Source organism: Helicobacter sp. MIT 99-5507 (assembly GCF_003364295.1).
Classification (GTDB): domain Bacteria; phylum Campylobacterota; class Campylobacteria; order Campylobacterales; family Helicobacteraceae; genus NHYM01.
Map to the genome: position 1 here is coordinate 138,911 of NZ_NXLO01000003.1, position 13,264 is coordinate 152,174.

Sequence of the window (13,264 nt, forward strand, 5' to 3'; positions counted from 1 at the left end):
TCCTTTTATACTAAAACAATACCTGTTACTAATATATTTATAATAGCTATTGGCATTAATACTTTCCAGCAAACAGACATCAGCTGATCTGGCCTAACATGTGGAAATGTAGCTCTAACCCAAACAAATAAAAATATAAAAAATGCAACTTTTAGCAAAATCGCTATACCGCCAGGAATAAAACCAATACTATTAAATCCACCAAAAAATACGATGCTTATTATAAATGCAATACTAAACATATTAGCATATTCACCAATAAAAAACATACCCCATTTTAAGCCACTATATTCTGTGATATAACCAGATACGATTTCTGCTTCATGTTCAAGTAAGTCAAATGGTGTCCTATTCGTCTCTGCAAAACCAGCAATCAAAAACAACAAAAATGCTACAGGTTGGGAAAAAATAAGCCAATCAAATATAGAATTGCTTTGATAATTATTAATATCTATTAATGAAAGCGAACCAACAATCATAATTGGCGCTAAAATAGATAATCCACTTACTACTTCAAAACTAAGCAATTGAGATACGGCTCTTGCAGCCCCTAAAAGTGAATATTTATTATTAGAACTCATACCTGCTAAAAGTGGTCCATACATACCAACAGCACTTACACTTAATACAAATAATAATCCAACATTAATATCAGAAATAATTGGCTTAATAGTCTGTCCAAATAAAGTAAATTCTGGCAAAAAAGGAATCGGAGCCATTGCAATAAAAGCAGTAGCCACAGCAATAATAGGTGCTAGGATAAAAATGATTTTATTTGCATTTTTAGGGATAATATCCTCTTTTAAAAATAGTTTAATACCATCAGCTACAATTTGCAATAATCCCCAAGGTCCAACATGTGTAGGTCCAAGTCGTTTTTGTATAAGTCCTAGAAATTTTCTATCTAGGTAAGTGCCAAATCCAGCCAAAGCAGAAAAAATAGCAAGTAATATAATAATCTTTATAATAACTTCTAAAAAACTCACAATAAAACCCCTGCTTTAATATATTTTGTTTTTCCAAAAAACTTATCTGCATTGTTAATTTGTGGAGATATAGCAAAATATTCTCCATCCATATCAACATCAATATATATATTTGCTTCTATCTTGCCATATTCAGATTCTATCTTGATAATATCGCCTTCATTGCAATTTAATTTTTCTAAATATTCTTTTGAGACATAGATTCCGACATTGTAATCTAGATTCTTGCTATATTTTGTATATGGATAAAAATGCACACCAAAATCCCTCATATAAGCATTAGAATCTACATAATCAATCTTAACAAACTTAATATCATCTATATAATAAGAGATTCTTGGGGCTATTGTTATACCTCGCAAATCAGCTCCATCATTTCCATATTTGTTATTTAATGTGATTTTGTCACTCTCAAAATCAAATCCCAAATATCTTCCTAATTGCTCTAAATAATCAATCTTATTATTTATTGGATAAAGTGGCAAAGTCTTATAATCTATATTTGTGATACTATCTTCTAATTGACTAAAATATGGCAATGCAAAATCATAACTAACGCTATCAAATACATAATCACCTTTTGCTCTAAAGCCAAGTCTATAGCCATCTACCTCATCATCAAAATCGATGGTATTGCAGATTCCATTTGCATTTGGACTAGGAGGAATAAAAATCACATCTATTTTATCTTCTATTTGAAGTGAAGCTAGAATCTTTGCTAAATAAGTAGCATTTGGATGAGCATATAAATCACTTCCAATCACTATAAGTGGCTTTGAAGAAAGCTTAGATTCTAGATTTAAGAAAGTTTCATAATCCAATTTTGCATTCATAAACAAATCATAATATTCTACATTTATATTTTTTTCTTCATCATCTTGTGTCATTTTGTGATTGATATTTATCTTAGAATCTTCCAATACTTTTAATAATGGATTATTACAATCTAGAATCTTTAAAATAGCAAGTATTGCTGCATCATCGCTATTTGTAGCTAAATTGATTGTAGTTACATTTTTTGATAATTTTGAAATAAGCTTATCGCTAAATGGATGAATATAAATAAAACTAGAATCTTTTTTTAGTTTTAATGTATTATTGATTTTATATCTAAGCAATGGATTCTCATTTTTTAAACTAGAGCCAATTGAAACAATCACTTTATAATTAGATATATCTTTTAGCATAGTATTTTTAGCACCACTTCCATAATAGATGCTAATAAAATCTTTGTATTGTTTTAAAATATTATTTACTAATTTTACCCCAAGATTATTTTTTAATAATGCTAAAAATTTTGCCTCATTATTTGTTACATTTCCGCCAACTATAATATTTTTTGCTCTCTTTATTGCATCTATTGCTACATCAAAATTATTTAAATCTAATTTTGGTGATATGTCATATGCAAAACGACCCGCCCCGCATATAGGATTGAAATTGAAATCATTTGTAACGCGATAAATGTGATATTTGTTTTTAGAATCTTTTTTGCCTTCATAGACGATTTTACAACCACTTGGACATAGGTTGCAAGTTGAGCTAACTTTATTTAATTCCCATGCATTGCTTGTATATTGAAAACTTTTCACACCAAGAGCCCCAACAGGACATACACTAACGCACTCACTACAATCTATACAAGGATTCTCACCTACAAAGCCTATAATACTTTTTTGTTTTCTATTCCAAACACTAAATGCATCTTTTGGCATTCTTTCTTTCCAATATGCTGCATCAAGAGCTGGAGAATCTACTTTTACTGCTTTGATATTAGATTCGCCTAGATTATCTTTGCAGGTTGTTACACATCGCTCACACAATATACAAAGGCTAGGATCGTATTTTACATGTGACCAAGAAGCAAAAGTGTTAAAAGATGGTGAGACAAATAGATTTTGAGAATTTACACCCATTAAAAGTGTGTAATCTTGCAATTCACATTCTCCACTTTTATCACATACACCACACTCTAGTGGGTGATTTACTACATAGCTTTTCATGATATCTTTTCGTTCACTCTCTATTTCTTTTGTGCTTGTAATGATATTCATACCATCTTTGATTTTTGTATTGCAAGCATATGTTCGTTTTCCATCAACATCAACCATACAAAGCTTACAGGCAAGAGTAGGAGAACATTTACTCAAATAACAAATTGCTGGAATAAAAATATTATTCTTTCGTGCAACCTCAAGAATGTATTCACCCTCATTTGCTTCTAAATTAATATTATTAATAGTTATCTTTGCCATATATCACCTTAACTGACTTTATTTATAATAACTTTTTTATATCTATATCCACAATTGATATTTTCATCTATACTTAGGATACCAATCACACCACTTAAAGCAGAATCTAGAATACTCAAAGCTTTTATCTTAAAATCATCAAAACAAATTTCAATGCAATCATTATTATTTATTTTCCAAGCCCTTGCAAATTCCTGTGAAAATCTCAACAATGGTTTTTGTGCCGATAATACAGAATCCACATACACTATACAACCATTATTTTCAGGAAGATGGCTGATTTTTTCTATATTTGAGATTCTATTTTTTATTGTATAGATTCTATTTGTATCACTTCCTAAAAATGCGATATTTATAGATTGTGCTAAATGAGAAAAAATATTTAATATATTTTTGCTTCTTTGGTGTAAATAAAAATTACTACCAAAGAGTAATAATGACTTCTTATGTGAGTAAAAACTTTTTTTGATTTCTTGCATTTCTTCTTCAGAGATATTTGTCTCAGATGTCAAATACCCATAATCTAGTGTTTTTATATAATCTTCTAGATTTAAACCTTTATAAAAATCATGCAAAAATAGTGCAGCTACACCCTCTTCTGTGCCAGCCTCATATCGTATATAATGCTTTACTTGCATATCAAGTAGTGGATTTATATAAATATCGCTAGTAATATTTTTTGCATAAATACCAAGTGCTATTATAAAATCAAAATCATTTAAATACTTAGTATCAAAACTAGAATCTATATAATCTCTTATCATAATGTTTCTTCTTTAGAATCTTGCATTTTTTCTTTTTTGATTACAATGCTCCAATCTACTTCATTAAATCTAATAGAATTTAAAAGCTGAAATCCAAGCGATTTTATAGAATCATTTGCCATATTTACAATGCTCCCATCGCTTCCATCTCCACCAATTTCAAATATAAAAATACCAACTTCGCCATCACTTAATTCATCTTTTATAATTTCATTCATTCTATTTATAAAATCATTTTTATATTGTCTTAAATCATATCTTTTCATAAAAACCCTAATCCTATCTATCAATCTCACCAAATATAATATTTGCAGATCCAATTATAGTAACAACATCAGCTAGATAATGTCCTGGAAGCAAATCTTGCAATAAACCAGTATGAAAAAAGCTAGGCGTTCTTATTTTTAATCTATATGGATATGGCTCACCTGTGGAATTGATAAAAAATCCTAGCTCACCTTTTGGAGATTCTGTAGGGGCATATACTTCGCCAATAGGTGGTCTCATGCCTTGTGTAACCAATACAAAATGCTGCATCAAAGAATAATTTTGAGTCATTATCTGTTCTTTTGGCGCAGAAATATATGATGGAGAATCTGCCATGATTTGCGGTGGGGTATCTTTATACATTTTTATTAATTGACGCAAGATTCTGCTTGATTGTCTTATTTCTTCCATATAAAGCAAATATCTAGCATAGCTATCGCCATCTGTAGCATATGGCACATCAAATTCTACTTCATTATATAATTCATAAGGTTCTTCTTTTCTAAGATCCCATTTATACCCACAACATCGAAGCATTACACCACTTAAAGCCCATTTTTTTGCTAAGTCTTTTGTAACAACTCCAACATTTTCCAATCTTGCACGCCAGATTCTATTTTCACTTAAAAGTTTTTCTATCAAGCCTATTTCTTTTGGCAATCTATCAAGAAATGCACTTAGATTCTCACACCAATTTTGTGGCAAATCAAGAGGCACTCCACCTATTCTAATGCTAGAATGTGTAAGCCTAGCTCCACAATAATCCTCTATTAAATCAAGTGCATATTCTCTTTCTTTAAATCCATAAAGCATAACAGATAAAGCACCTACATCCATACCATGCACAGAAATAAAAAATATATGTGAGATGATTCTATTTAGCTCTAAAAGCATCATCCTAATGATTTGTGCTCTTCGTGGCACTTCTAGGCCTATTAATTTTTCTACACTAAGTGCAAAAGCATAATTATTTGATGAAGCATTGATATAATCTAATCTATCAGTTGTAGGCAAAAACTCATTATATATCATATTTTCTGCCATCTTTTCTACACCTCTATGTAGATAACCAATATCTGGTGTAGCCTTTGTTATTAGCTCACCATCTAATTCTAATATCAATCTTAGCTGTCCGTGTGCTGATGGATGCTGTGGTCCAAAATTTAATATCATTTTATCATCATCACGTTCAAATGCGATATTTTCAAATTGTGGTTTTAATCTAGTATAAATTTGTGCCATTTTTGCCTCTTAGCGTCTTTTTGTAAGCTCTTTTGATTTATCAAACTTTGTAACTACAAATACCCCTTTATTTTCTTGATAAGTAATATCATGTAAAACAGATGAAACTTGCTCGCCTTTTGCCACCTCAAACCCCATATGAGCAAAATTAAAAGTATCTTTTGGATTTATATATGAAGAATCTCTATTTTCAGGACCTACTACATCTCTATATTCTTCTCCAAAAATCTTATCGATTTCATACCATTGTGCGCTTAAATCTCCATGTAATGGATAATCTTTTCGCAATGGATGCCCACTCCAATCATCTGGCATTAATATCCTCTTTAATGCTTTATGATTATTAAACTTAATACCAAACATATCATAAGCTTCTCTCTCGCTCCAAAGTGCATTTCTGTAAATATGCGATATAGAATCTATACAATCTTTTGTATGTGTTTTTACTCGCAAACGCAACTTTTTGTCCATAGATAATAATTGATAAAACACTTCAAAACTATCATCACTTAAATGAATGGCACTCATCTCACTTAATATATCAAAGCTAATTTCTTTTATAAACAAAAATGTATTTAAAACTTCATCTTTATTTATAAAAATTACTAAATTATCAAGCTCAACATAAGATTTTATTATATTTACTTTAGATTCTATCAAAGAAAAAACATCGCTAAATTTTGTTTCATTTGGATTTTGTTTTAGAGTATGTGGTGCTTGGTAGAATCTATTCTTATGATAAACCTTTTTTTGTATATCTTGCATATATTTCCTCTTAAATCAAACGTTTTTTTGTTTGGTGTTGCAAAGCTTTTTTGCTTCTTATGTATTGTTGTAAAACCATAACTGCATATTGCAATGTTTCTGGTCTAGGAGCACAACCTGGAAGATATATATCAACAGGTATGATTCTATCAACCCCTTGAACCGTTGCATAAGTATTAAACATTCCGCCTGTATTTGCACAGCTGCCCATAGAAATCACCCACTTTGGTTCTGGCATTTGATCATATAATCTTCTAACAAATTCAGCATGTTTTTTTGTAACCGTACCTGCTACAATCATAACATCACTTTGTCTTGGACTTGCCCTAAAAATCGTGCCAAATCTATCAAAATCATATCTTGAGCCACCACTTGCCATCATCTCAATCGCACAGCAAGCAAGTCCATAGGTCATAGCCCAAAGTGAATTGCTTCTACCCCAATTAATAAGCTTATCAATACTTGTTAAAGTTACAGGTATATTATTGTTTTTTAAATAATCTACTTCAAACTTTGCCATTGTAATGCCCCTTTTCTCCATGCATAAATAAAACCAATAGATAATAAAAATATAAATATAAGCATTTCTGCAAATCCAAACATTTCTAGAATCTTAAAATCCACAGCCCAAGGAAACATAAAAATAATCTCAACATCAAACAAAATAAATAACAATGCCATTATATAATACCTAGATGAGATTCTATTTTGTTGTTTATTTGGGATAACGCCACATTCATATTGTGCAAGTTTTAGTTTTTCCCTGTTCTTGCTTGCAAATCTTGTGCTTAGCTTTCTTTGTATAAAAAGTGTCAAACCAAAAGCTATAAATGTAATAACAAATAGCATAAAGACACCAAAATAAGGGTATGCAAATACAGAATGCGACATTTAAATAACTCCACAAAAATTTTAAAAGATGTTTCAAATTTTAAGATAAAAAACTTAATAAAAACTATTTTTCAAGAAATAATGTTTCTTTTTTAATTTTTACTATTTCTAAAAGTCATTTTTGTTGATGGACTTCATCAAATTTTGCCTTCATTGTTGGATTGTCCTTTGTTAGTCGTTTTATGCTTAAATCTTCTGCTTTATTATTTGCTAATCGTAAATTATTTTGCGATGATAATAATGCTTCTTTTGTTTTTTGCAAATGGTTGATTGTTTTGTCTATTTCCTCAATTGCTTTACAAAACTTTTCACTTGCAATGCGATAATTTCTAGAAAATTGATCTTTGAAATCATTTATCTTATTTTCAAAATTAGCAATATCGATATTTTGATTTTTAATAAGTATCAATTCTTTTTTGACTTGCAAAGCATTTAGTGCTGCATTTCTTAAAAGTGTTATTATTGGGATAAAAAATTGCGGACGAATAACATACATCTTTTCATAACGATGCGAGACATCTACTATGCCAGAATTATATAGTTCATTTTCAGGCTCTAGCATGGTTACTAAGACAGCGTATTCACAATTTTTATCTCTTCTATCTTTATCTAGTTCTTTTAAAAAATCTTCATTTTTCTTTTTTGTAGCAGTAAAATTAGATTCATTTTTCATCTCAAACATGATTGATATAAACTCACTGCCATCTTTATCATAACAGCGAAAAATATAATCTCCCTTGCTACCAGAACTAGCATCATTATCTTTTTCAAAATAAGCATCTTGAAATCCTATTGCACGAAGTTTATTAAACTCTATTTCACAATGTTGCTCTAAACTCTCGCCTATCATTTTTGTAGATAATCTTGCTTTAAAATCTTTAATCTTTGATATTTCCTCATCTTTAAATCTAAGATTCTCTTCATATTTTTCTCTTAGAGCTTGTTCTTTTAACTGATATTGCCCATTTAATTTTTGGATATGATTTTCTTTCTCTAGAATCTCTGAATCTTTTTTGCTAATAATTTTAGTAATTTCTAGTTCTTTATCTTTGCTAAAAGATTCTAATTTATTTTTAAGTTCTAGGATTTCTTTATCTTTTTGTGAGGTAATCTCTATCATAGCATTTTGTTTTGATAGTTGCTCTTTTGTGATTAAAGATTCTAATCTTGCTATTTCATGATCTTTTTTGTTTAATTCCTCACTAAATTGATTTTTAGAATCTAGCTTTGCTAGCATAATTGCATTTTCTTTTTCTTTCTCTAATTGATCACTAAATGTTTTTAATTCATTTTGAAATTCTTTATCTTTAATTTGTTTTAAAATAGCAGCATAGCCAGATTCATCTACCTTAAAAACTTCACCACATTTTGGACATTTTATCTCTTTTGTATTCATTTAAGATTCTCCTTTTAGGGGCAAATCAATGCTCAACTTTATGTAAAAAATCTAATAATCTCTTGCTTTTTGGGTTATTAAAAAAGTCATTTCCATTGCCAATTTCTACTATTTTTCCATCTTCCATAAATATTGCTTTTGTAGCTATATTTTTTGCAAACCTCATCTCATGCGTAACGCAAACCATAGTCATTCCATCATTTGCAAGCTCTGTAATAAGCTCTAATACTTCACCTACCATCTCTGGATCAAGTGCGCTTGTAGGCTCATCAAAAAGTAATACATCAGGCTTATTCATCAAAGCCCTTGCAATTGCAACTCTTTGCTTTTGTCCGCCAGATAAATATGATGGAAATTCATCTTTTTTGCTACTTAATCCAATCTTGTTTAGTAAGATTAAAGCTTCATTTATGGCTTCTTCTTTTGTCATTCTTTTTAATTTTGTAGGAGCTAGGATAAGATTATCTAAGACATTTAGATTATTAAAAAGATTAAAATGTTGAAAAACCATGCCCATTTTTACTCTAGCAGAATCTAGATTCCACTTGTATTTACTATCAATCTCTTTTATTTTGCTTTTTAATGCACTTTTGCTAAGCCCTTGCAATTCATCATATAAAGTTATATCAATATTTGAAATTCGCTTATTTTCAAACCACACTTCACCGCTACTTGGAATCTCAAGAAGATTCATGCAACGAAGTAAAGTTGATTTACCGCTTCCACTTGGACCAATGATGACAACTCTTTCTTTAGCAAAAATATCTAGATTTATATTATCAAGCACTAATTTATTATTAAAAACTTTACTTAAACTCCTAATACTTATCACTTGCACGCAATTTCCTTTCAAAGATTCTTACAAAATATGTAGCGATCAAAACAAGAATTAAATAACTAAGTGCCAAAAATAAATAAGGTATCATAAATTCATAACTAGAACTTCCAATAGACCTAAATGCGTATGTCAAATCATGCACGGTTATATAATTTGCAACTGATGTTTCTTTTAATAATGCAATAAATTCATTGCAAAGTGGAGGTAGTGAATTTTTTAATGCTTGTGGAAATACAATAAACCGCATAGCTTGTTTTTCTTTTAGCCCTAGAGCCCTAGCTGCTTCATTTTGCCCTATATCAATACTCAAGATTCCGCTACGTACGATTTCGCTTACATATGCTCCACTATTTAATCCAAATATAAATACCGCTACAAGCAAGGCACTGCCACCACCTAAACCAAATAAAGGCAAAATAACAAAATAAATAAATAATAATTGCACGACAATTGGTGTCCCTCTAAAGAATCCAACATAACATTTTGCTATACAAACTAGAATCTTATAAGAAATTGATTTATCTTTTTTTGTCATCAAAATTGCGACCAAAGTCCCTACAATAAGCCCAATAAAAAGTGCGCAAATACTTAAAACTATCGTAACACCAAGCCCTTCTAATACCAATTTATAACCATCTTTTAGTATAAATTGATTATAAAAAATCTCTATTTTATCAACCAAATAACAACCTTAATTATAAGAATAACCATAAAGCAAATATATATTGTATAAAAATTATCTTTGAAAATATAAAATGATGCAGATTTTTTTGTAAGTAGAATCTATTGAGTTAAACTCAATAGATTGAAGTGTTATTTTCCTGTAAGACCTTTTATGTATTCATCAATTAGATACAAGCTAGTATCACTATTGCCTGCTAAGCTGATCTTATCTTTGATGCCTCTAAATAATGTTTCTTCTTCATGTTGTTCTGCTACATACCATTGTAAAAAATTAAATGTAGAATAATCTTTTACATTTAATGCAAGTTCAACTAATTCATTTATAGATTTTGTAATTTTTAATTCATGCTCGTAAGTTTTTTCAAATACATCTAACAATGATTTAAAATTAGATTCTGGCTTTTCAATAGATTCTATTGTGAGAAGAGAATCTGTTTCGTTTAAATAAGAAATAAGTTTTGTTGCATGAGTGCTTTCCTCTTTTGCATGCTCAAATAAAAACAATCCTGCTCCATCATATCTATGTGTATAGCACCAAGAACTCATATTAAAATACAAGTTAGATGCATATGTTTCCTTTGCTACTTGTTCGTTTAGCTTTTTTATGACTTCATTTGAAAGCATTTCCATCTCCTTTTGTTTATTTTTTCGATTTATACCAACAACAAGCTTAAACTACCAAAAAAAGTAAAAAATTTGTAGAATCTACAATTATTTAAAATTTATACTCTAAGGTTGATTTATGAAGATAGTTTTATTTTTTCTATCAATAATTGGAATTATATTTAGTGGTTGCAAAAGTGATAAATTGACGATGGCAACAGCTGCAAATTTTGCTCCATTTGAATATATTAGTGGTGGTGAATTTCAAGGAATTGATATTGATGTAGCAAAAATTATTGCAAGTGAATTGGGAAAGGAATTAGTGATTTCAGATATGGAATTTGACTCAGTTGTGCAATCTGTTGCTTCAAAAAATGCAGATATAGGGCTATCTGGTCTAACTATGAATGAAGCTAGAAAACAAGTAATAGATTTTAGTGATACATATTTTAATGCAGCACAAATGCTAATAATAAAAGAAAATGATAAAAGATTTGAGAATCTAAAAACAAAAGAAGATGTAATAAAAGCAATCAATAAAATAAAAGGCTTAAAAATTGGTGTCCAAGCAGGAACAACAGGAGAATTTTATTCAAAAGGTGATAAAGATTGGGGATTTGATGGTTTTAAAAATACGACAACTATTAGTTTTACAAATGGTGCTATGGCAATAACTGCTATGCTAAATAATCAATTAGATGTAGTAATCATAGATGAAATGCCAGCAAGAGTATTGACAAAAACAAATAGTGGCATTGAGCTAATAGATATAGCACTAACTGATGAAAAATATGCTATTGCAGTAAGTAAAGGAAATAATGAGTTATTAAATAAAATAAATGAGATTCTAAGAGCAATAAAACAAGATGGAAGAATGCAAGAAATAATCAATAAATACTATACACAAAATCAATAGTTTTATGGTTTTACAACCATAAAACGATCAAAAACTATCTGCAAAATTATTAACAACAAAAAAGCAAACAGCTGCAAATATAGCAGATACTGGGACGGTAATAAGCCACGCCATGACAATTTTTGTCAAAGCACTTCTTTTTACAAGCTCATCTTTTACACTCTTTTTCAAAGCTTTCTTTGCTTTTTTATTTAATATTGAGTTATGCTTATCTTCAACTTTTAGATTCTTTAGAATCTCTTGTTTTCTTTTTATAGATGATTTTCTAAAATCATTTAAAAAGCTTTCTACAATTGCTGCATCTTTGCCTTTGTGTGCTTGTATGATTTCTTGCTCCATTTTATTGTAATTACTCTTTAGGTATTCTCTTAAAAATCCTATACCAAAGATAGCACCAATAGCAATATGAGTAGAGCTCACAGGAAGTCCCAAAGCAGAAGCAATCAAAACTGTAATAGAAGCAGATAAAGCTATACAAAATGCTCTTATTCTATCTAGCTCTGTTATTTCGCTACCAACCGTTTTTATTAATTTTGGTCCATACAATGCAAGACCAACTGAGATTCCAAGTCCGCCAAGTATCATGATCCAAATAGGAGCATTTGATTTTGCATCTATTACTCCACTTATAGCTTGATTTATAGCAGCAAGAGGACCTATTGCATTTGCAACATCATTTGCACCATGTGCAAAACTAAGTAATGCAGCAGAAAAAATAAGTGGAATTGTAAATAAATCACCTACTGCATCTTTTGTATTTTGAAGTGTATCTGCTTTTTTTGAGATGATAGGTTTTGTTAGTATAAAAATCAATATAGCAATTATGGTAGATATTAGAATCTGCGAGAGTGAATTTAAATAAATAATCTTTGAGAGTCCTTTTTGTAAGAGATAAAGACAAAAAGACCAAGACATTATAAATATTAAAATTGGTATCACTTTTTTTGCTGCTAATCTTTTATCATTTTGATATGTGATAGTCCGCTTCACAATATACAAAAACATAACAGATACAATCCCTCCTACCATAGGAGATACAATCCAACTTATGATTATTTCTAACATCACGCCCCAATGAATAACCCCAAGACCACCTGCAGCAATTGATGAGCCTATCAATCCACCTACAATAGAATGCGTAGTAGAAACAGGTGCTCCAATAAAAGTAGCGAGATTTAACCATAAAGCACCAGCAATAAGTGCAGCTAACATCACAGCAATAAAAGTATTTATATCACTAAAAGTATCTTGTGATACGATACCAGAACGAATAGTATCTACAACATCACCACCTGCAATAATAGCTCCAGCTGCCTCAAATATCGCTGCAATAAATATGGCAAAGCCTAAACTCATGGTATTTGATCCTACTGCAGGACCAACATTGTTAGCTACATCATTAGCGCCAATATTCATAGCCATATACATTCCAAAAATGGTGCTAATCATTATTAGCATATTATTACCACTATCACTAAAAATAGTGGAGGCGATACAAGTAATGCACATAAATACCAATGCTATAGTGATTTTTCTAGCATCACTTATGCCTACTTGCATACCTTGCTCTATTTTATTAAAACTTTTCATATCCATAATTAAAACCCTTTTTGCGATGTTTATGAAGTTTTATATTATAGTGAAAATAGTTAATTTA

At 29.9% G+C, this 13,264-nt stretch carries 14 protein-coding genes; 1 reads left to right on the forward strand and 13 read right to left on the reverse strand.

Going from position 1 to position 13,264, the window contains the following annotated elements; translation table 11 throughout:
* Positions 1-5: 5 nt before the first annotated feature.
* The 12 genes from nuoH to ftnA form a co-directional block, all read right to left on the reverse strand.
* On the reverse strand, positions 6-986 hold the full coding sequence (gene nuoH, locus CQA42_RS05450) for an NADH-quinone oxidoreductase subunit NuoH (RefSeq protein WP_408941438.1): 981 nt from the start codon (positions 984-986) through the stop codon (positions 6-8).
* Entirely contained in the window at positions 983-3,241 is a 2,259-nt protein-coding gene (locus CQA42_RS05455; RefSeq protein WP_115583678.1) for an NADH-quinone oxidoreductase subunit G, read from the reverse strand. Before CQA42_RS05455 ends, nuoH begins: the two co-directional genes overlap by 4 nt.
* 8 nt (positions 3,242-3,249) lie before the next feature.
* On the reverse strand, positions 3,250-4,005 hold the full coding sequence (locus CQA42_RS05460; protein WP_115583679.1) for a hypothetical protein: 756 nt from the start codon (positions 4,003-4,005) through the stop codon (positions 3,250-3,252).
* Positions 4,002-4,271: an NADH-ubiquinone oxidoreductase subunit E family protein gene (locus CQA42_RS05465; RefSeq protein ID WP_115583680.1), complete on the reverse strand. Its 270-nt coding sequence runs from the start codon at positions 4,269-4,271 to the stop codon at positions 4,002-4,004. The genes CQA42_RS05460 and CQA42_RS05465 overlap by 4 nt, the downstream gene beginning before the upstream one ends.
* A 13-nt stretch (positions 4,272-4,284) precedes the next feature.
* The gene (gene nuoD, locus CQA42_RS05470) at positions 4,285-5,514 is read right to left on the reverse strand and encodes an NADH dehydrogenase (quinone) subunit D (RefSeq protein ID WP_115583681.1); all 1,230 of its coding nucleotides are present in this window, start codon (positions 5,512-5,514) and stop codon (positions 4,285-4,287) included.
* A 9-nt stretch (positions 5,515-5,523) separates the two neighbouring features.
* On the reverse strand, positions 5,524-6,279 hold the full coding sequence (locus CQA42_RS05475) for an NADH-quinone oxidoreductase subunit C (protein WP_115583682.1): 756 nt from the start codon (positions 6,277-6,279) through the stop codon (positions 5,524-5,526).
* A gap of 10 nt (positions 6,280-6,289) precedes the next feature.
* Entirely contained in the window at positions 6,290-6,799 is a 510-nt protein-coding gene (locus tag CQA42_RS05480; RefSeq protein ID WP_115583683.1) for an NADH-quinone oxidoreductase subunit B family protein, read from the reverse strand.
* Positions 6,781-7,170 (reverse strand): NAD(P)H-quinone oxidoreductase subunit 3, encoded by a 390-nt coding sequence (locus CQA42_RS05485; RefSeq protein WP_115583684.1) that lies wholly within the window; start codon positions 7,168-7,170, stop codon positions 6,781-6,783. Before CQA42_RS05485 ends, CQA42_RS05480 begins: the two co-directional genes overlap by 19 nt.
* A gap of 115 nt (positions 7,171-7,285) precedes the next feature.
* Entirely contained in the window at positions 7,286-8,566 is a 1,281-nt protein-coding gene (locus CQA42_RS05490) for a DUF2130 domain-containing protein (RefSeq protein WP_115583685.1), read from the reverse strand.
* Positions 8,567-8,591: 25 nt separating this feature from the next.
* Complete coding sequence (locus tag CQA42_RS05495; protein WP_115583913.1) at positions 8,592-9,398, reverse strand: amino acid ABC transporter ATP-binding protein; 807 nt, start codon at positions 9,396-9,398, stop codon at positions 8,592-8,594.
* Entirely contained in the window at positions 9,385-10,086 is a 702-nt protein-coding gene (locus CQA42_RS05500; RefSeq protein WP_115583686.1) for an amino acid ABC transporter permease, read from the reverse strand. The genes CQA42_RS05495 and CQA42_RS05500 overlap by 14 nt, the downstream gene beginning before the upstream one ends.
* 131 nt (positions 10,087-10,217) lie before the next feature.
* The gene (gene ftnA / locus CQA42_RS05505; RefSeq protein WP_115583687.1) at positions 10,218-10,712 is read right to left on the reverse strand and encodes a non-heme ferritin; all 495 of its coding nucleotides are present in this window, start codon (positions 10,710-10,712) and stop codon (positions 10,218-10,220) included.
* Between the two features lie 118 nt (positions 10,713-10,830).
* On the opposite strand from ftnA, the gene CQA42_RS05510 reads away from it, so the two are divergent.
* Positions 10,831-11,607: an ABC transporter substrate-binding protein gene (locus CQA42_RS05510; RefSeq protein ID WP_115583688.1), complete on the forward strand. Its 777-nt coding sequence runs from the start codon at positions 10,831-10,833 to the stop codon at positions 11,605-11,607.
* A gap of 27 nt (positions 11,608-11,634) precedes the next feature.
* On the opposite strand, the gene CQA42_RS05515 is transcribed toward CQA42_RS05510, so the two are convergent.
* Positions 11,635-13,203 (reverse strand): inorganic phosphate transporter, encoded by a 1,569-nt coding sequence (locus CQA42_RS05515; protein ID WP_115583689.1) that lies wholly within the window; start codon positions 13,201-13,203, stop codon positions 11,635-11,637.
* Between the last annotated feature and the right edge of the window lie 61 nt (positions 13,204-13,264).

What these genes read in the sequence shown, in the direction of transcription:
- CQA42_RS05455 (WP_115583678.1), bottom strand. Translation starts at nt 3,241, where the DNA reads ATGGCAAAGATAACTATTAATAATATTAATTTAGAAGCAAATGAGGGT.
- CQA42_RS05460 (WP_115583679.1), bottom strand. Translation starts at nt 4,005, where the DNA reads ATGATAAGAGATTATATAGATTCTAGTTTTGATACTAAGTATTTAAAT.
- CQA42_RS05465 (WP_115583680.1), bottom strand. Translation starts at nt 4,271, where the DNA reads ATGAAAAGATATGATTTAAGACAATATAAAAATGATTTTATAAATAGA.
- nuoD (WP_115583681.1), bottom strand. Translation starts at nt 5,514, where the DNA reads ATGGCACAAATTTATACTAGATTAAAACCACAATTTGAAAATATCGCA.
- CQA42_RS05475 (WP_115583682.1), bottom strand. Translation starts at nt 6,279, where the DNA reads ATGCAAGATATACAAAAAAAGGTTTATCATAAGAATAGATTCTACCAA.
- CQA42_RS05480 (WP_115583683.1), bottom strand. Translation starts at nt 6,799, where the DNA reads ATGGCAAAGTTTGAAGTAGATTATTTAAAAAACAATAATATACCTGTA.
- CQA42_RS05485 (WP_115583684.1), bottom strand. Translation starts at nt 7,170, where the DNA reads ATGTCGCATTCTGTATTTGCATACCCTTATTTTGGTGTCTTTATGCTA.
- CQA42_RS05490 (WP_115583685.1), bottom strand. Translation starts at nt 8,566, where the DNA reads ATGAATACAAAAGAGATAAAATGTCCAAAATGTGGTGAAGTTTTTAAG.
- ftnA (WP_115583687.1), bottom strand. Translation starts at nt 10,712, where the DNA reads ATGCTTTCAAATGAAGTCATAAAAAAGCTAAACGAACAAGTAGCAAAG.
- CQA42_RS05510 (WP_115583688.1), top strand. Translation starts at nt 10,831, where the DNA reads ATGAAGATAGTTTTATTTTTTCTATCAATAATTGGAATTATATTTAGT.
- CQA42_RS05515 (WP_115583689.1), bottom strand. Translation starts at nt 13,203, where the DNA reads ATGGATATGAAAAGTTTTAATAAAATAGAGCAAGGTATGCAAGTAGGC.